The sequence below is a fragment of the Mixta sp. Marseille-Q2659 genome, from assembly GCF_940807255.1.
Classification (GTDB): Bacteria; Pseudomonadota; Gammaproteobacteria; order Enterobacterales; family Enterobacteriaceae; genus Mixta.
Map to the genome: position 1 here is coordinate 1 of NZ_CALNWY010000020.1, position 18141 is coordinate 18141.

The 18141-nt window shown below is 55.1% G+C and carries 14 protein-coding genes and 1 pseudogene; 7 read left to right on the forward strand and 8 right to left on the reverse strand.

Features of this window, described 5'->3' with window-relative positions; translation table 11 throughout:
* Positions 1–322 precede the first annotated feature (322 nt).
* Together P3C52_RS14165 and P3C52_RS14170 are read left to right on the forward strand one after the other, a co-directional pair.
* Entirely contained in the window at positions 323–1867 is a 1545-nt protein-coding gene (locus P3C52_RS14165; protein WP_275555622.1) for a PAS domain-containing methyl-accepting chemotaxis protein, read from the forward strand.
* A 256-nt stretch (positions 1868–2123) separates the two neighbouring features.
* On the forward strand, positions 2124–3761 hold the full coding sequence (locus P3C52_RS14170) for a dihydroxyacetone kinase subunit DhaK (RefSeq protein WP_275555623.1): 1638 nt from the start codon (positions 2124–2126) through the stop codon (positions 3759–3761).
* Here P3C52_RS14170 and P3C52_RS14175 read toward each other — a convergent pair.
* The 3 genes from P3C52_RS14175 to sbmA form a co-directional block, all read right to left on the reverse strand.
* The gene (locus P3C52_RS14175) at positions 3754–4305 is read right to left on the reverse strand and encodes a DNA-binding protein (RefSeq protein WP_275555687.1); all 552 of its coding nucleotides are present in this window, start codon (positions 4303–4305) and stop codon (positions 3754–3756) included. The genes P3C52_RS14170 and P3C52_RS14175 overlap by 8 nt on opposite strands.
* Positions 4302–4544 (reverse strand): hypothetical protein, encoded by a 243-nt coding sequence (locus P3C52_RS14180; protein ID WP_275555624.1) that lies wholly within the window; start codon positions 4542–4544, stop codon positions 4302–4304. The genes P3C52_RS14175 and P3C52_RS14180 overlap by 4 nt, the downstream gene beginning before the upstream one ends.
* Positions 4545–4699: 155 nt before the next feature.
* A complete protein-coding gene (sbmA, locus tag P3C52_RS14185; RefSeq protein WP_275555625.1) occupies positions 4700–5935 on the reverse strand; it encodes a peptide antibiotic transporter SbmA in 1236 nt (411 codons plus the stop codon).
* Between the two features lie 318 nt (positions 5936–6253).
* On the opposite strand from sbmA, the gene P3C52_RS14190 reads away from it, so the two are divergent.
* The 3 genes and pseudogenes from P3C52_RS14190 (at position 6254) to P3C52_RS14200 (ending at position 10114) form a co-directional block, all read left to right on the forward strand.
* Positions 6254–6994 (forward strand): gluconate 2-dehydrogenase subunit 3 family protein, encoded by a 741-nt coding sequence (locus P3C52_RS14190; RefSeq protein ID WP_275555626.1) that lies wholly within the window; start codon positions 6254–6256, stop codon positions 6992–6994.
* 2 nt (positions 6995–6996) lie between these two features.
* The gene (locus P3C52_RS14195; protein WP_275555627.1) at positions 6997–8778 is read left to right on the forward strand and encodes a GMC family oxidoreductase; all 1782 of its coding nucleotides are present in this window, start codon (positions 6997–6999) and stop codon (positions 8776–8778) included.
* A gap of 11 nt (positions 8779–8789) precedes the next feature.
* Positions 8790–10114, forward strand: a pseudogene (locus P3C52_RS14200) (cytochrome c).
* Positions 10115–10214: 100 nt separating this feature from the next.
* On the opposite strand, the gene P3C52_RS14205 reads toward P3C52_RS14200, so the two are convergent.
* Both P3C52_RS14205 and P3C52_RS14210 read right to left on the reverse strand, forming a co-directional pair.
* Positions 10215–10538, reverse strand: coding sequence for a cupin domain-containing protein (locus P3C52_RS14205; protein WP_275555628.1), 324 nt, complete (start codon positions 10536–10538; stop codon positions 10215–10217).
* A gap of 4 nt (positions 10539–10542) precedes the next feature.
* Positions 10543–11727 (reverse strand): oligogalacturonate lyase family protein, encoded by a 1185-nt coding sequence (locus P3C52_RS14210; protein ID WP_275555629.1) that lies wholly within the window; start codon positions 11725–11727, stop codon positions 10543–10545.
* Between the two features lie 294 nt (positions 11728–12021).
* Here P3C52_RS14210 and P3C52_RS14215 point away from each other — a divergent pair, with 294 nt between their 5' ends.
* Positions 12022–13593 (forward strand): MFS transporter, encoded by a 1572-nt coding sequence (locus P3C52_RS14215; RefSeq protein ID WP_275555631.1) that lies wholly within the window; start codon positions 12022–12024, stop codon positions 13591–13593.
* Between the two features lie 29 nt (positions 13594–13622).
* Complete coding sequence (locus tag P3C52_RS14220) at positions 13623–14261, forward strand: RpiB/LacA/LacB family sugar-phosphate isomerase (RefSeq protein WP_275555632.1); 639 nt, start codon at positions 13623–13625, stop codon at positions 14259–14261.
* A 205-nt stretch (positions 14262–14466) separates the two neighbouring features.
* Here P3C52_RS14220 and P3C52_RS14225 read toward each other — a convergent pair whose 3' ends face one another.
* The 3 genes from P3C52_RS14225 to P3C52_RS14235 all read right to left on the reverse strand — a co-directional run bounded on the left by P3C52_RS14225 (position 14467) and on the right by P3C52_RS14235 (position 17576).
* Positions 14467–15246: a histidine phosphatase family protein gene (locus tag P3C52_RS14225; protein WP_275555633.1), complete on the reverse strand. Its 780-nt coding sequence runs from the start codon at positions 15244–15246 to the stop codon at positions 14467–14469.
* A 53-nt stretch (positions 15247–15299) separates the two neighbouring features.
* Positions 15300–16622, reverse strand: coding sequence for an OprD family outer membrane porin (locus P3C52_RS14230; RefSeq protein ID WP_275555634.1), 1323 nt, complete (start codon positions 16620–16622; stop codon positions 15300–15302).
* 162 nt (positions 16623–16784) lie between these two features.
* Positions 16785–17576, reverse strand: coding sequence for a histidine phosphatase family protein (locus P3C52_RS14235; protein ID WP_275555635.1), 792 nt, complete (start codon positions 17574–17576; stop codon positions 16785–16787).
* Positions 17577–18141: the final 565 nt, after the last annotated feature.

Here is an 18141-nt window from a genome sequence, read left to right on the forward strand (position 1 = left end):
GGGCAGGCCACTGGTTCGCTATGGCAGCCCGCCTGCTCATCATCTCTGTTTGCTTTAAGCCGCTAACCTTACTGACATGGTTAACGGCTTATCCTTCCTGAACATTCATTTTTTCTACTCTAAATAAAAACTTACGGATTAAATTAACCCGGTTTTCGCTGCAACGGTGGGCGGTATGTGCATAAATCATGCTCAAAACGCGACCGCCGTCGAAATAAACCCTGCTTCGCGCTAAAGATCTCCCGTTGCCATGCCGAAAATATAAAAAAATATAATCTATCCACCGCATCTTGCTCAGCGCCCCGTTTAAGGAATTCATGTAATGCGTAACAACCAACCCGTCAGCCAGCAGGAGTATGCGTTTAGCGACGACGCAACCCTGATGTCGACCACCGACCTTAACAGCTATATCACCTATGCCAACGATGCGTTTATTGAGGTCAGCGGGTTTAGCCCGGACGAGATTAACGGCCAGCCGCATAATATGGTGCGCCATCCCGATATGCCGCCGGAAGCCTTTGCCGATATGTGGGGCACGCTGAAACAGGGCTTGCCCTGGACGGCGCTGGTGAAAAACCGCCGTAAGAATGGCGACCATTACTGGGTGCGCGCCAATGCGATTCCGGTTATGCGCAACGGCGCGGCGCATGGCTATATGTCGGTTCGTACCAAGCCGACCACGGCGGAGATCGGTCAGGCGGAAGCGCTCTACAGCGATTTCCGCGCCGGACGTCATAAAGGCCGTAAGCTGCACCAGGGGCTGCTGCTTTATACCGGCTGGCGGCGCTGGCGCTCGCTGTTCAAAACCATGCCGCTACGCTGGCGCATTCGCTCCACGTTACTGGCGCTGCTGCCGCTGACAATAGCGGGTGTCTGGGCGCTGAATGTCACGGCGGGCGCGTTAGGGATCTTCAGCGCCGGAATGACCTTTTTGCTGCTGCTCGCCAGCGGCTGGCTGGAACAACAAATTTCCCGGCCGATGGAGCGGGTTTGTCAGCAGGCGCTCGATGTCGCTACCGGCAACAGCCATAAAGTGGATCTGCTCGATCGGGTCGATGAAGTTGGTACCACGCTGCGCGCCATCGGCCAGCTTGGTTTGATGTTTCGCTGGCTGGTGGATGATGTTAGCGGCCAGGCGATCAATGTGCTGAGCGCCAGCGATGCGATGGCGCAGAGCAACAGCGAGCTGAGCGAGCGCACCGAGCAGGCGGCGGCCAATGTTCAGCAAACGGCGGCGACCATGAATGAAATGACCGCCACGGTAAAAAGCAATAAAGAAAGTGCAGCGGAGGTGAATCAGCTTTCCATCACCACCAGCCAGGCGGCGCAGAAAGGCGGCGAGGCGATGAAAGAGATGGTCAGCATGATGAGCGACATCGCTGAAAGTTCGAAGAAAATCGCCAGTATTATTAGCGTGATCGACGGTATTGCGTTCCAGACCAATATTCTGGCCCTTAACGCGGCGGTCGAGGCGGCGCGTGCGGGCGAGCAGGGCAAAGGGTTTGCCGTGGTGGCTGGCGAAGTGCGTAATCTGGCGCAGCGTAGCGCGAAGGCGGCCAGCGAAATTAAAGCACTGGTGGAAACCAGCGTCACGCGCGTTGAGATGGGCAGCGGGCAGGTTAACCAGACCGGCAGCACCATGCAGGAGATTGTTGACCGCGTGCAGGATGTCTCGACGCTGATCGGCCAGATTAGCGCCGCCACGGCGGAGCAGGCCACTGCACTCAGCGAAGTCAGCCAGGCGGTGGAAAATCTGGACGATATTACTCATCAAAATGCGGCGCGTGTCCAGGAAGGTGCGGAAGCGTCAGGACGTATGAGTCGCCAGGCAACGCGTCTGGTAGAAGCGATCAGCGTGTTTCGTTAACTCAATTTTGCCGGACAGCGATGCCCGGCATTAGCCGAACGATCGGCGTGGAGGGGAAGAGAAGGCGATGTTAAGGTAACCTTTTCCGCTAATACAAGGCCCTCCAGTGAGGGTTACCCCACCATTTTTCAGTAACGCTCGCTTTTGCGCGCCTGCATAGCTGACATTCGCTGTCGAATCTCTGACAACTTTTTCAACTACAGTTAACCTTTTGCGCCGCTGTGCCTGGGCGAACCAACACAGAGAGAGGAAAACCATGAGTCAGTTTTTCATGAATGAAAAAAGCGAGCTGGTGAAGGAAGCGATTGAAGGCGCGCTGATAGCCACGCCCTTTCATAATCTGGGTCGGCTTGATGCCGGAGAAGGCATTCGCGTTGTGGTGCGCAATGACTGGGATAAAAGTAAGGTCGCGCTGATTTCCGGCGGCGGCTCCGGCCATGAGCCAGCGCACGTAGGCTTTGTCGGGAAAGGAATGCTGACTGCCGCCGTCTGCGGCGATGTGTTCGCCTCGCCCAGCGTGGACGCGGTACTGAGCGCCATTATCAATGTCACCGGCGAGGCGGGTTGCCTGCTGATTGTGAAAAACTATACCGGCGACCGCCTTAATTTCGGGCTGGCGGCAGAAAAGGCGCGGGCGCTCGGCTATAAGGTTGAGCTGGCGATTGTGCAGGATGATATTGCGCTGCCGGAAAACCCGCAGCCGCGTGGCCTGGCGGGCACCGTGCTGATTCATAAGCTGGCCGGGTATTACGCTGAACGGGGCGATACGCTGGATGCGGTCACGCAGCGCGCTAAACAGGCGATTGCCGCTACCGCCAGCATTGGCCTGGCGTTCGCCACCTGCCATATTCCCGGCGAGCCACAGGATAATCGCGTGGCGGAAGGCGAAAGCGAGCTGGGTATGGGTATTCACGGCGAGCCGGGCGTAACGACCTTAAAAACGCAGAACAGCCGCGAAATTGTGCAGATCATGACGGAAAAACTGGCGGAAAAGGTGCCGCAGGATCGACAGGCGCTGCTGCTGGTCAATAACCTCGGCGGCTTTTCGATGCTGGAACTGGGCGTGCTGGTGCGGGAGACCCTGCGTTCGCCGCTGGCGAAACGGCTGAGCCATTTAATCGGCCCGGCCACGCTGGTTAGCTCGCTGGATATGAAAGGGTTTTCGTTAACCACGCTGCTGCTGGATGACGAAACGCTGCAGGCATTAGCGGCGCCGGTTGAAGCCAGCGGCTGGCAGCCGATACAGCAGTTGGCCACGCCGCAAATCATCAAGGGCGAAGCGATTAAACGTCAGCAGGAGGCGCAGCCTTCGGACAATGCAGCGGTGCAGCGCGTCGTGGACAAGGTCTGCCAGACGCTGATGGATCTGGAGAGCGAGCTGAATAAGCTGGATGCCAAAGTGGGCGATGGCGATACCGGCTCTACTTTCGCGGCGGGCGCGCGCAAAATTTTGCAGGGCAGTCAGCAGAAAGCGCTGCCCTTTAATGAACCATCGCGTCTGCTGACTTTGATCGGCGAGCAACTGGCGGTGGTGATGGGCGGCTCCAGCGGCGTGCTAATGTCGATTATGTTTACCGCCGCCGGACAGCAGCTGGAAGAGGGCAAATCGCTGCCGCAGGCGCTGATGGCTGGGCTGGAGCGGATGAAACACTACGGCGGCGCTCGCGTGGGAGATCGCACGCTGATTGATGCGCTGGAACCGGCGTTGCAGGCGCTGATAGCAGGAAAAGGTCTTTCGGAGGCCGCCACTGCCGCGCAGCAGGGCGCGGAGTCGACGGCCAGCATGAGCGCGGCAAAAGCGGGCCGCTCTTCCTATCTGAACCAGGACAGCCTGAACGGCGTTAAGGATCCGGGCGCTTACGCGGTCGAACGCGTATTCGCTGCGCTTAGCTAGCGCGGCGCGGTTCTGACTTCGCCAGGCGTGCCGCCAGCTGGGTGACATACTGGCGCTGCGGCGTTTCACGCAGCGCCAGCGCCAGATTGATGTTTTCCATCACCTGCGCGTTTTCCGCCAGCTCGGCGCTAAGCTTGCCGTTCTCATGCAGCCAGCGTGCAACAGCGGCCCAGCGCCACAGCGGCGAGTGGCCGGTAAGGCGCTGAACCGGGGCGGGAAAGCTGCCCGGCCCGCGCGTACCATCTTTCAGCATGGCGACCGCCTGGCGAGAAAGCTGGCTGCGTTGGGCAATATCGCTCAGGCCAAGCAGCGTGGCGTCAACGGAGACCACGCGCGCTGGTAGCGCGCTGCTTTCAATATCGTCAATGGCGCTCAGCACCGCCTGTTCGAAACTGCTGCCTGCGCGATCAAATTCCAGATAAGCCGTGTTGCCGTAAAAGCAGAGCAGGGCGTCATCGCAGCCGCTTTCAAACAGCGCATCTTCCAGCCCTGGCGTTTGGGCATTCACGCCGGTAAGGGTGAGCGTAAAGTGATAAACCATCAGTTCCTCCTGATGTGGGGAGCATCATCAATTGCGCATTGACTGACTTTGCGCCGGATTTGCTCCGCATGATATTCAGGGATGCGCGGGGTAGACCAGATACTGATTTGATGCTCGCTATGCTCAGGCACGTCGCAAATTAATCTGCCAAACGCGTGCCCGTTAGAAGGACGAAAACGCCAGCCGCACAGTAGGGCGAACTCAATCGCATCCTGAATATGTTTATTAGGGTGTTTTTTCATTATCCATCCTGGACAGAGGGGAATGTACATGTGGTGTTGACCGATGTCAACACCACATGCTCCTGTCGCTATCTTCAAACAGTTCCAGACGGAGCGGAAGTCAAAGCGGCATGGATAAGTCGATATTTGATCGTTCTGAGTAACGGCTCGCAGCGCTATTGCAACGTCTCGCGTAGCGTTTCAGCCGTTTCCTTGCCGGCGATGATGCGTTCAAAACTGCGCAGACGCTTATAAATCGACATCAGCGAAACCAGCGTTGACCATGAAGTAATTAAGTACTGGAAGGAGGCGCGTACCTGGTCGAAAACGTTGGTGATTTGCTGCAGCAGCCCCAGCGTTAACGTACCGGCGATAATCGCCGGAAACAGCACAACAAGGCCGAAAACGTTATCAAGCTGCAGGTAAAGAATACGCGTGACGTTGAAATAGAGATAGTGGAGCCACAGGCGGAAATAGCTGCGGCGTACCCGGCTGAACAGTTCGCGTACCGTGGCGGGCGCAGCGCGCTGCGGATCGTCCTCGCCATACACCAGCTCTTTTCGCCAGGCGGCTTCTACCCGCTGATTACGGAACTCCAGCCCCGGCAGTTTAATGCCGACCAGCGCCAGCAGCGCGGTGCCGAACAGCGACCACAGCAGCGCCGCGATCACCAGCCCGTACGGCATATCGCCCAGCAGCGGTACGCTTTTAACATGCTTTGACAAAGCGACCAGCACCGGCAAAAAAGCCACCAGCGTCATGATCGCCTGAATCAAACTGACGCCCCAATCCTCCAGCGTGCTGGAAAAGCGCATAGTGTCATCCTGAACGCGCTGCGCCGCGCCTTCTACATGGCGTAGCTTCTGCCAGTGCGCCATATACCAGTCATTCATCGCCGTACGCCAGCGGAACACCCAGTGGCTGATAAAAAATGCATTCAGCACGCCAACCACCACGGCGATCAACGCAATGCTGAGGAAATTAAAAATCTGCTGATAGAACGTCGCGAGAGAGACCGAGCCCGCCTTGCTCAGCGCGTGCTGGATCAGATCGTAAAACGGGCCGTACCAGGCGTTGATCGCCACACCGATTTGTACATCAAACCAGGTGACAAACAGAATCAGCGCCGAACCCAGCACTGACCAGCGTTGCCAGCGATGCGGACTAAAAATAAACCAGCAGGCGGCAAACAGCGCCGTCATCAGGGCGAAGTAGAGATAAAACCACAGCTCGCCGGGCTGCAGAAAACGCCACGCATTGTCAGGCAGCGGCTGTCCGGCATACGAGGCAAACAGCGCCAGATGAAACACCAGCTGGCTGGCTTCGCCAAACCATAAAAATATGGCCGCCAGGCTAAACAGGGCGGCGCTGCTGAAGAACAGCGCGGGTCGGGGGAAAAAGCAACTAAACATAAACACTCCGCTAATAGATTCGCTCTGTTATAGCGCTGCTGAGTATTAACAGTCTGTGGAGGGTTGTGTCCAGCCGTTTCAGCGTTCCTGTTCGCTGACGGGCGCGTTCAGAAACTTGTCACGTTTATGTTAAGGAATTTGTGTCTTTTTGTTTGATGGAACTAAAGATTTTACAAAATAACTGTTACAATGCACGCCTTTGTTACCGGTAACAATGTGATTTTTATCCGCCGGAAAGACCCTTCATTTATTGATAACAATAATAACAACGAGACGATTAACAGTTGCGCCGTCAGGGACGCGCGCTAAGGCAATGTCATGTCGAAAGAAAAAACGAGTACTTCCAGGAGAGATTTTCTCCTGAAAACCATCACGCTGGCGCCAGCCGTGGCGATGGGCACCACCGGGATTGCCTCGCTTGGCCTCAGCAAGAACGCCCAGGCGCAGGATAACGCGGCGCCTGCGGGGCCGCAAACCGCACGCGATTATCAGCCGGTCTGGTTTACCGCTGAGGAGTTCGCCTTTATTAAGGCGGCGGTCGCCCGCCTGATTCCGGCTGATGAGCGCGGTCCAGGCGCGCTGGAAGCTGGCGTGCCGGAGTTCATCGATCGCCAGATGAACACGCCTTACGCTACCGGCAACAACTGGTATATGCAGGGCCCCTTCGATCCCGATGCGCCAAAAGAGCTGGGCTATCAGCTGCCGCTGGTGCCGCAGCAGATTTATCGTCTCGGCATCGCCGAAGCGGACGCCTGGGCCAAACAGCAGCATGGCAAAGCCTTTGCTGCGCTGACGGCGGAACAGCAGGATGCGCTGTTGGGCGATTTTGAAAGCAACAAAGCCAGCTTTAAGCAGCTGCCTGCAAAAACCTTCTTCGCTTACCTGCTGCAAAACACTCGCGAGGGCTTTTTCTGCGATCCGCTGCACGGCGGCAATCAGCATATGGTGGGCTGGAAGCTGATCGGCTTCCCCGGCGCACGCGCTGATTTTATGGACTGGGTGGAGCGCGGCGAGCGTTATCCCTTCCCGGCGGTATCGATTCGTGGAGACAGGGCATAAGCATGGCAAACGTAATGAAAAAAGTGGACGTGTTAATTGTCGGCTTCGGCTGGGCCGGTTCCATTATGGCGAAAGAGCTGACGGAAGCGGGCCTGCATGTGGTAGCGCTGGAGCGCGGTCCGCATCGTGATACCTATCCCGACGGCGCTTATCCGCAGGTCATCGACGAACTCACCTATAACGTGCGTAAAAAGCTGTTCCAGGACCTGTCGAAAAGCACCGTGACGATTCGTCACAATCCTTCTCAGACCGCCCAGCCTTATCGTCAGCTGGCGGCGTTTTTACCCGGCACCGGCACCGGCGGCGCGGGCCTGCACTGGTCCGGCGTTCACTTCCGCGTCGATCCCATGGAACTGCGGATGCGCAGCCACTACGAAGAGCGCTACGGCAAAAACTTTATCCCGGAAGGCATGACAATCCAGGATTTCGGCGTCACCTATGATGAGCTGGAGCCGTTCTTTGACAAGGCGGAAAAGGTGTTCGGCACCTCCGGTTCCGCCTGGAGTATTAAAGGCAAAGTGGTCGGCAAAGGCCGCGGCAACCCGTTCGCACCGGATCGCTCGGATGATTTCCCTCTGCCGCCGCAGAAGCGCACTTATTCCGCACAGCTGTTTGCTAAAGCGGCGGAATCGGTCGGCTATCATCCTTACGATCTGCCGTCTGCCAATACCTCCGGCCCCTATACCAACACCTACGGCGCACAGATGGGCCCGTGCAACTTCTGCGGTTACTGCAGCGGCTACGCCTGCTACATGTATTCCAAAGCGTCGCCGAACGTGAATATCTGGCCGGCGCTGCGTCAGGAGCCGAAGTTTGAGCTGCGTGATAACTCACACGTGCTGCGCGTTAATCTCACCGATGATAAAAAACGCGCCACCGGCGTGACCTATGTCGATGCGCAGGGCCGCCAGGTTGAGCAGCCAGCGGATCTGGTGATCCTTTCCGCGTTCCAGTTCCATAACGTGCATCTGATGCTGCTTTCCGGCATCGGGAAGCCGTACAACCCGATTACCAACGAAGGCGTGGTCGGGCGCAACTTTGCCTACCAGAACATTTCCACTATTAAGGCGTTCTTCGGCAAGGATGTGCATACCAATAACTTTATCGGTGCAGGCGGCGCGGGCGTTGGCGTCGATGATTTCAACGCCGATAACTTCGACCACGGCAAATATGGCTTTGTCGGCGGTTCGCCGTTCTGGGTAAACCAGGCGGGCGTGAAGCCGATTTCCGGCCTGCCGGTGCCGCAGGGCACACCGGGCTGGGGCAGCAAATGGAAGGCGGCGGTGGCCGATCACTATACGCATCACGTTTCCATGGATGCGCACGGCGCGCACCAGTCTTACCGCACCAACTATCTCGATCTCGATCCGAACTATAAGGATGCCTTCGGCCAGCCGCTGCTGCGTATGACTTTTGACTGGCAGGACAACGACATCAAGATGTCGCAGTTTATGCATGGCAAGATGCGCAAAATTGCCGAAGCGATGAACCCGAAAGAGATCATTGGCGCGCCGAAAACGCAGGGCACCCATTTCGATACCACGGTTTATCAGACCACGCATATGAACGGTGGCGCCATTATGGGCGAAAATCCGCAGACCAGCGCGGTTAACCGCTATCTGCAAAGCTGGGACGTGCCGAACGTCTTTGTGCCGGGCGCTTCCGCGTTTCCGCAGGGCCTGGGCTATAACCCGACCGGCATGGTGGCCGCGCTGACCTACTGGTCGGCAAAGGCAATTCGCGAACAGTATCTGAAAAACCCAGGGCCGCTGGTACAGGCATAAGGATGATGGCAATGAAAAAGGCATTACTGGCGCTGGGCCTGTTGGCAAGCGCGTCTGCCGCGCTGGCGGCCGATAACCAGGGCGGCGATCTGATTAAACGCGGCGAATATCTGGCGCGAGCGGGCGACTGCGTCGCCTGTCACACCAGCAAGGATGGCAAACCCTTTGCGGGCGGCCTGCCGATGGAGACGCCGATCGGCACGATCTACTCCACCAACATTACGCCGGATAAAGAAAGCGGTATCGGCAGCTACAGCTATGACGATTTCCAGAAGGCGGTGCGTCACGGCATTGCGAAAATGGCGATACGCTCTATCCGGCGATGCCCTATCCCTCTTACGCAGTAGTCAGCGATGAGGATATGCAGGCGCTTTACGCATACTTTATGCACGGCGTGGCGCCGGTGGCGCAGCAGAATAAAGAGAGCGATATTCCCTGGCCGCTGTCGATGCGCTGGCCGCTGGCGATCTGGCGCACGGTATTCGCGCCGAACGTGAAGGCGTTCCAGCCGAAAGCGGGCGAGGACAAAGAGCTGGCGCGCGGACGCTATCTGGTGGAAGGGTTGGGTCACTGTGGCGCCTGCCATACGCCGCGTAGCTTCACCATGCAGGAAAAAGCGCTGAACGATGCGAAAGGCAGCGACTACCTGGCGGGCAGCAACGCGCCGATTGATGGCTGGACCGCCAGCAACCTGCGCGGCGATAACCGTGACGGTTTAGGACGCTGGAGTCAGGACGATCTGGCACAGTTCCTGCGCACCGGGCGCAACGATGATACGGCGGCCTTCGGCGGCATGACCGATGTGGTGGAACACAGCCTGCAATATCTGAGCGAGGAAGATATTAACGCCATCGCGCGTTATCTGAAGTCGCTGGGCGCGAAAGATCCATCACAGGCTGGCTTCCAGCCGGATGACGCCGTTGCGCAGGCGCTATGGAAAGGCGACGACAGCAAACCGGGCGCGGCGACCTATGTCGATAGCTGCGCCGCCTGTCACCGTACCGACGGTCGCGGTTACAAGCGCTTCTTCCCGGCGCTGCGCGGCAATCCGGTGGTGCTGGCGGACGATCCTACCTCATTGATCCACATCGTGCTGACCGGCGGCACGCTGCCGGGCGTTAAGGATGCGCCGAGTTCAGTGGTAATGCCGGGCTTCGGCTGGCGTCTTAACGACAATCAGGTCGCGGACGTGGTGAACTTTATCCGTACCAGCTGGGGCAATAAAGGCGAGAAACCGGTCACCGCGCACGATGTGGCGGAGGTGCGCAAGGAATCCTTTGTTGCTGAACAGCAGGGCAACGTGGATATTGAAAAGCTGCCACAGGCTAAAAAGTAAACCCTCGAACGAAGCAGCGGAGCGCCATCTGGCGCTCCGCTGTTGTTTTCAGAAAAGAGGGTTCTGCCGCTGTTTTCGGCAAAAAAGCCCTGACGCTGTTTCAGGAAAGGAAATCCTGCCGCTGCGGCGTAAAGGTATCTAACAGAACGCCCGGCTCCAGGCAGACGCAGCCGTGAACCACATTCGGCTTCTTATACAGCGTGTCGCCCGCGCTGACCTCATAAGTTTCCCCATCAATGGTAAATGCGAAGCGCCCGGACAGCACATAGGTGAGCTGCTCGTGCGGATGATGATGCAGCGGGCCGACCGCATCTTTCTCAAAGGTGACTTCCACCGCCATCATTCCACCGCCGTGCGCCAGTATGCGCCGCGTCACGCCGTTGCCTAAATCCTCAACGTGGGTTTGCTCTTTGAAAGTAAACATATAGTTATCCGTTATGTGCAGGTTGGCTGAAAAAATGGTCGCCGATGGTCGCCAGATAGAGCGCCGGCTGGCCTTCGTAGTCAGAAGTAAACAGGACCTGGCGATCGTCCGGCGTAAACGACGGATGTGGATGAGTAACCTGCCGGTCGCCGTTCAGCACGCGCCACGAGCTGTTATGCGCCGCCAGCGGGCGATAGCTGCGCGTTGCCACATCAAACAGCCACAGCATCGGGTCGTTTTCAATGGTGTAGCCCTGCGTATCCTGCACATCCACTGGCGTACCGGAACCGTCGCCGACCAGCAGCGTGCCGTGCTGATTGCTCATCAAATGGGAGCAGGCGGGCATGGTCATCAGCACTTCATTATGTTGCGTGACGGGATCGTAACGGCAAATTTCCCGCTCTGGCCGTTCTTTATGGTAGGAAACGTAAATCAGCGCCGAGCCGTCGGGCACCCAGAACTCATGGGTGCAGCTTTCCCCTTCGGCATGATCTTTTACCTTGCGCATGTGGCTGCCGTCTTCGTTAATCAGCCACATACGGGCATCGACCCGATCGTGCGGCCCTTCGTGGCAGAAGGCGACAGTTTGATCGTCGAAAGGACGATAAATCGGATGGCCCAGCCACAATCGCTGCTCCAGGATGGTTTGCGCTTCGCCGGTGTGTAAATCGACGCGCAGCAGGCGGCAGTGCGGGTTCTTCTCAAAGAAGGTTTTAAATACCTGCCAGTCGCTGAGCGGCTGCCAGTCCTGATGGTCAATTTCAATGCCCACCAGTTTGGTACAGTCGCTGTTGGCGACCCAGGTACCATAACCTACCCACTCCTGCGGTACGGTGTAGATAATGACTTCTTCATAGCTTTGTAAATCGACGCGGCGCAGTTCGCGTTCATTTTTAACGTAAAACAGATAGCGATCGTCCGGCGAGAGGAAGCCGCCAAAGGTGTTGTCGCCAGCGCCTTCTGTAAGCTGCGTTGCCTGTTGCCGTTGCAGATCGAGCAGGTAATAGTTGCGATGACCATCGAATTCACCGGCAAACAGCAATTTGCTGCCGTCGTTGAAAAAGCATTTTTGATAAAAATAGTTGCGGTGACATAACACTTCAGGCGGCGTTAAGCGCACCATCTCCGCACCGGTTTTTTCATCCTGAAAGCGATGAAACGGCAGATGCAGTTGATTCCCTTTTGCCATCGTTTCCTCCTCTCGCCAGATATTGATATAAAATGAAACGCTGTTTCACAATTTTAAGAGAGGATACCCTGTTCGTGGCCGTTGCCGAGTTAAGGCTGAAAAAAATGTAAGAAGGATCACACTATTTTTCCTGAGAGGAAGGAATGCTGTCTGGCTCGCAAAACGCCCTTTACAAAAGAGAGCCTGACGCAGAAATGTGAAAGCAATCACAGCAAATAGCAGACGCGATCTCTATAAGAAACAGCACATCTTATAAATTGAAACGCTGTTTCATAATTATAACGAGGCGTAATTATGACCACATCCTCTTTACCTTCCGGGCAAGAGCCGCAGGTCAAACTGTGGCACAGGTTAAGTTATGGCGGCGGCAACCTGTTGGGCAGCGGCGCGCTGGCTATTAGCGGCGCATGGCTACTCTATTTCTATACCACGTTCTGCGGATTATCGTTGCTGGAAGCCTCGCTGATTTTTTCTATTGCCAGCGTGGTCGATGCGTTAAGCAATCCTCTGATGGGCTATCTGACCGATAATTTCGGGCGCACGCGTCTGGGGCGGCGTTTTGGCCGCCGACGCTTTTTTCTGCTGATCGGCGCGCCGTTAATGATGTTCTATCCGCTGTTGTGGGTAGAAGGGTTCGGCTTCTGGTATTACCTCAGCACCTATGTGCTGTTTGAGCTGATTTATACCTCGGTTATGGTGCCTTATGAAACGCTGGCGACCGAAATGACGACGCAGTTCGCGGTGCGTTCAAAGCTGACCGGCTACAAGGCCATTTTCGGCAAGCTGGCGAACTTCCTGGCCGCCTTTATTCCCGGTCAGTTTATTCTGCTGTATGGCAAGGATTCTGCCACGCCATTTTTCCTGACCGGCCTGACCTACGGGTTGATTCTGTTGCTGGCGATTGGCTTGCTGTGGCTGGCGACATGGGAACGTAAAGGCGAAGCGCCTGCGGCGGTAACGGAGAAACGGGGACTGGGAAAAACCCTTGTCTCGTTGATGCGCGATATGCAGTCCACCTTCTATTTGCGCGTGTTCCGCAAGCATTTAGGCATGTATCTGTTCGGTTTTGGCGCCGAGTGGCTGTTTGCCTCGGTGTTTACCTATTTTATTATTTTCGTCTTGCAGCACGATCCGGCGATTGTGGCCGGTCTGAACAGCCTTAACGCGGTGCTGCAGCTGTTCTCTACGGCGCTGTTTATCGGCCTGTGCGTGAAAAAAGGCTTTAGTAAACCCTATATTTGGGCGCTGAGCATCGTGGTATTCGCCGTCGCCTGTTATTCCATGCTGCACTTTTTCTCGCTGCCCGCTTACTACTCCACTATTGCGCTGATCGCGATTACCGTGGTGTTCGGCCTGGGCACCGGCGGCGTCTACTATATTCCATGGACGGTTTATACCTTTCTGGCTGATGTGGATGAAATCTATACCGGCCGTCGGCGTGAGGGCATTTATGCGGGCGCAATGACCTTTTGCGGCAAAATCGCCCGCTCGGTGATTGTGTTCGCGATGGGCGCGGTACTGAGTTTTTATGGCTTTCAGTCGAAATCGCATACGCAGCCGGAAAGTGCGGTGGATGCTATCGGCTGGGTCTTCTTCCTGGGCGTGAGCGCCCTGGCGCTGTGCGCCATGCTTTACAGCCGTCAAATGAAGCTGAATCGCCAGACGCATATGATCGTGCTGGAAGAGGTGGCGCGCATTAAGGCAGGCGGCGCGATAAATGGGATTAGCCCGGCGGCGCGCACCGTTATTGAAGAGCTGGTGGGCCATCCTTATGAACACTGCTGGGGCAACAGCCCGGTATGTCGCAAAATGAATATTATTCCAGAAACGCGGCCGGTGATGGGGAAACCCGTTTCACCGGTCTGACAACGTGCTATGTAACGAGAGGATAAACGATGAAAATTGCGTTGATGATGGAGAACAGCCAGGCGGCGAAAAACGCCATTGTGCTGAAAGAGCTACAGCAGGTAGCGAACGGGCTAGATTATCCGGTTTTCAACGTAGGCATGAGCGATGAGCAGGATCATCATCTGACCTATATTCATCTGGGAATTATGGCCAGCATTCTGCTGAACTCAAAGGCGGTGGATTTTGTTATCGCTGGCTGCGGCACCGGGCAGGGCGCGCTGATGTCGCTGAACATTCATCCGGGCGTCGCCTGCGGCTACTGTATCGATCCGGCAGACGCCTATCTGTTTGCACAGATCAATAACGGCAACGCGCTGGCGCTACCTTTCGCTAAAGGTTTCGGCTGGGGCGCTGAGCTGAATCTGCGCTTTATCTTTGAAAAAGCCTTTAGCGGCGAGAAAGGCCAGGGCTATCCGCCGGAACGTAAAGAGCCGCAGGTGCGCAACGCCGGGATTCTGAATCAGGTGAAAGCGGCGGTGGTGAAGGATAACTACCTGGATACGCTGCGCGCGATCGATCCTGAACTGGTGAAAACCGCCGTCAGCGGTCAGCGCTTCCAGCAGTGCTTCTTTGAAAACTGCCAGAACAAAGAGATCGAAGCCTTTGTACGGGAAATCCTCGGCTAACTGACGCACCGCTTCAGGCCAGCTCGCTCTGGCCTGAATTTCACACACATCTGAATATCACCTTCTGTGTAGTTGGTCAGCAACAGGGGCTTACCTTTAGGTTTACATTGTTCAGACCGGATAGAGATCTCTTTTTCGGGGCACTTCAGGGTGACACGCTCTGCCTGGACGTAAGTATGCCGCCTTCTATGAAGGCGGATTTTTACTATGGCGCAAGCCGCTCCTTACCTGCATTGGCATACTGCATATTGCCGATTTCAGTAACCTTCAGGGCGCCTTTCTGATAAACCAACTTAACGACGGCGGCATTCGCCAACGGTTGATTTTTTCGGCCGTCATCGGTCAGATCGGCAACCATTGCCAGAATGGCAGCGCCGGAAGAGACCACCAGCACATTTTTTTCACCGCGATGTTGTGCATTTTTAATAATGGTGCGCAGGGCGGACTGCATCCGTGCTTTCACCTGTTCACCGCGTTCCGCCAGGTTTTCCCGATCAACATTGGCGATCTCATCCAGATATTGTATCAGCGTTAGCTTACCCTGTTTCATTTCGGCAAAAAGCTGGTCGCTGTTGTTCAGGCCTCGTTTCTTTACCACCGCGCCGATCATTTCATGATTTGGCAGCCCCTCAAAGCCACCAAAAAACACCTCGCGTAGCGCTTTCATTTCGACTGTTGGGATGGAATTATCGCCGCGAGCCGTGCGGATAAGCTGCATCGTTTCCCGCTGGCGGCCCGCATCGCCAGAATAGTAACTGTCGAAGGGGATCGCTTTTAAGCCTTCGCCCAGATAGCGCGCCACCTGCGCGCCTTCGTCCGTTAATGGCGAATCGGCCCAGCCCTGTACTCGATCCAGGGTATTAAGCCAGGTTTTGCCGTGGCGGGCGAACCAGACGGTAATGGTGTCGGGTTCGGTTACCGTAGGCGCAGCGACACTGGCACCACAGCTTAAGAGCATTACAAAAATAGCCATCCATTTTTTCATCGAGTCTCCTTACTGAACTGAACAACGCTACTTACGCCGTCCCCGGAGAGGGGTTACAGCAACTTAAAGCGATAATCGATAATTACCTCGCCCGCGAGACTGTGGGCGCGTTGATAGTGTCCATCGCGTATTATTGGCGTGCGCTTCACGTTTTTATATGACCAGCCAGGGCCAACCATGGCCCAAATGGTCAGGTTTTTCAGCGCCGGATGCGACGGTGTCCAGCGACCATAAAGGTTAACTTCGCCGGTAATAACGTGCTGCCCGCGGTAAGAGAAGCGCCCTGCGTTAGCGGCAAGGCCGGCGGTAAGCTCAGGCGTCAGGCGATAGTCGGTCATGGTGGCGAGCATCCACTCTTTATCACGCATGTAATCCTCGCCAGCGGTGGCCATGGAAGGAAAGGTGCCGCGCGAATTTTTGCTCATGTGCCGTGGGTAAAAACCAACTGCATCCTGCTTGCTGGCATCGGTATAGCCCAGCCCCCATTTTGAATGCCATCTGTCATGCTTCCAGCTAACGTCAACGGCGTAGTGACGGGCATGATGATCGAAGTCGCGCTTGCTGGCCGCCATCGCCTGATAGCTGTCCAGCGCTTCGGTAGCATAAATCTGCGCGCCAGCGGAAAGCTGCGGCAACAGCGCCATATCCAGCAGCAACAGCTGGCGCCGCAGGTAACCGTCGCTTTCGCCAAAGCCATACTGCGCCTTCAGCGCTTCGCCGCGATAAAGCAGACTGGCGGAATAGAGATGATCGATATTCCGCCCATCGTTGGTCTGAAAGGTGGTTTTGTCCGGCGAGTCACGCCTTAGCGAGCGGGTCAGCCAGGCAGCACGTAGCGAGACGTTATCCAGGGCGAGATCGCCGCTCCAGCCCAGATAGGTGGTGGGCGACAGGCGTCTGGAGGTGGTTACCACGCCGTAGTCGCGCAGCATCTGCCAGCCCGCCTTGCCATTAAAACGAAGGTGTTCGCCTTCCAGCTTCAGCTTGATATAACGCTGGCCGATTTTACTGTAGCCCGTTGCGTTATGTTTATGATTACCGCTGCCCTTGCTGTAAAGAATGCCGCGCGAGTTGAAATAATCGCTGGCGCCCAGCTTCACCGCGTTATACCACGAGAGGTCTACGCCGATAATATCAGCCAGATAACCAGACTGGTAATCGAGCGTGACGCCTTGCCCCCACGCCGCATGTACGGTTTTTGGATTAGCACCATCCTCTTTTAAATACTTCCAGTAATTACGGAAAGAGAGATCGAGCGAGCTATCGCTAAAGAACGGATTCGCCAGAACCTGCCCGGTAAATTCCGTATTTTGCGCCTGCGCCTGACAAAGTGCCGGGCACAGGAGCGCTATTATTGTTAGCTTGTTTATTTTCATATATTCCCTGGCTATGGATGTAAAAGTTCCCTGGTGTTGAACGTTGGTGTTATTTAAAACGTTATGATTAATGTTTTTTGTTATGCCGGGTTTTACTTTCGAAATAATAGTCTTGTTTAATTAACTGTTTTTTATTAGTGGCAGGGCCGGAACGGGGTTTTATTATGGTTGAAGCGCTTTCTTTCCGGCGGCGATATATTTCATCTCGCCAATTTCAGCAACCTCTGTTTTGCCATTCTGATAAACCATTTTTATTACCGCTAAGTTAGGCAGCGGTTTATTTTTCGCTGGGTTATCCGTCAGATCGGAAATCATTATTTGAATTGCGGTGCCGGAGGAAATAACCAGAATGTTTTTTTGATGGTTGGCGATCGCATTATCGATAATGGTATGCAGCGCCGCCTGCGTTCTTAACTTCACCTGCTGATAGCTTTCCGTCATGCCTGTGGGATCCGCGCTGGCCAGCGCGTTCATGCTCTCCTCGACCGGCAGCGTACCTGACTTCATACGCGAAAAAAGCGCGCTACCATCGGCCAGGCCCAGCTGTTTGGCGGCTGCAGCCGCCATATCCCGATTGAACCCGCCTTCGAAACTGCCAAAGCAGGCTTCGCGCAGGCCGCTTAGCTCATTAAGCTGATAGCTTTCGATACCGATCTGTTGCAGCAGGAGCTTCATTGTTTCGCGCTGTCGTCCGGCATCGCTGGCATAAAAGGCGTCAAACGTAATGCCTTTTAACCCCGCGCCGAGATATCGCGTCTCGCGGCGTCCTTTATCGGTAAGAGGGGAATCGGCCCATCCCTGGACGCGATCCAGCGTGTTTAATAAGGTTTTACCGTGACGTACAAACCAGATTGTGATGGGTTGATTATTATCGGTGGATGGCGTGACTGTTTCTGCACTATAAGCAGTAGCGCTGCTGAGAATGAATAATAAAGCAAAGACTTTCCTTAGCATCTGGATTCACCATTGTTTCTGTTTAAAATAGGGGACCTGCCGTTAATGCTGCGCATGATAGCTTTTATACAAACGCAGTAACGGATAAAAAAGGTTTTGCCTGTTGGAAACAGTGACAATCCATATGGCGGCTACGCTAGCACAGCTTATTTATAAAATAAAAGCCTGATATTTTATTCTGAGCGGGAATGTGATCGGCTTCATGTTTAATATTAATAGATTAATTATAAATTCGGATCTCATTAAATAACGTTACGGGAAACATTAATTATTATTCAGGTGCATTATATTTCCTTGCCTGATGTTGATAATGGCTGCAATAGAAAAGGCTGATATGCTGAACCGCTTCTTTTTCTGTAATTAATGGTGAAGCAAAGGGAATAAACAGCAGACGAATTTGCCCTGGAGTCAGTACTTACCGGCCAGAAAATGAAATGAATAATATTGCGCCTGTTATTAATGCTCTGGATAAATATAAAGGAAACAGAATGAATATATTGTCGAATTCGCAGCGCTTACTTTAGACATCCTTTAATAAAGGCAAAGCGAATAGCGGCAGACTGAC

What these genes read in the sequence shown, in the direction of transcription:
- P3C52_RS14195 (WP_275555627.1), top strand. Translation starts at nt 6,997, where the DNA reads ATGGCAAACGTAATGAAAAAAGTGGACGTGTTAATTGTCGGCTTCGGC.
- P3C52_RS14230 (WP_275555634.1), bottom strand. Translation starts at nt 16,622, where the DNA reads ATGAAAATAAACAAGCTAACAATAATAGCGCTCCTGTGCCCGGCACTT.
- P3C52_RS14165 (WP_275555622.1), top strand. Translation starts at nt 323, where the DNA reads ATGCGTAACAACCAACCCGTCAGCCAGCAGGAGTATGCGTTTAGCGAC.
- P3C52_RS14225 (WP_275555633.1), bottom strand. Translation starts at nt 15,246, where the DNA reads ATGAAAAAATGGATGGCTATTTTTGTAATGCTCTTAAGCTGTGGTGCC.
- P3C52_RS14215 (WP_275555631.1), top strand. Translation starts at nt 12,022, where the DNA reads ATGACCACATCCTCTTTACCTTCCGGGCAAGAGCCGCAGGTCAAACTG.
- sbmA (WP_275555625.1), bottom strand. Translation starts at nt 5,935, where the DNA reads ATGTTTAGTTGCTTTTTCCCCCGACCCGCGCTGTTCTTCAGCAGCGCC.
- P3C52_RS14190 (WP_275555626.1), top strand. Translation starts at nt 6,254, where the DNA reads ATGTCGAAAGAAAAAACGAGTACTTCCAGGAGAGATTTTCTCCTGAAA.
- P3C52_RS14205 (WP_275555628.1), bottom strand. Translation starts at nt 10,538, where the DNA reads ATGTTTACTTTCAAAGAGCAAACCCACGTTGAGGATTTAGGCAACGGC.
- P3C52_RS14235 (WP_275555635.1), bottom strand. Translation starts at nt 17,576, where the DNA reads ATGCTAAGGAAAGTCTTTGCTTTATTATTCATTCTCAGCAGCGCTACT.
- P3C52_RS14170 (WP_275555623.1), top strand. Translation starts at nt 2,124, where the DNA reads ATGAGTCAGTTTTTCATGAATGAAAAAAGCGAGCTGGTGAAGGAAGCG.
- P3C52_RS14210 (WP_275555629.1), bottom strand. Translation starts at nt 11,727, where the DNA reads ATGGCAAAAGGGAATCAACTGCATCTGCCGTTTCATCGCTTTCAGGAT.
- P3C52_RS14180 (WP_275555624.1), bottom strand. Translation starts at nt 4,544, where the DNA reads ATGAAAAAACACCCTAATAAACATATTCAGGATGCGATTGAGTTCGCC.
- P3C52_RS14220 (WP_275555632.1), top strand. Translation starts at nt 13,623, where the DNA reads ATGAAAATTGCGTTGATGATGGAGAACAGCCAGGCGGCGAAAAACGCC.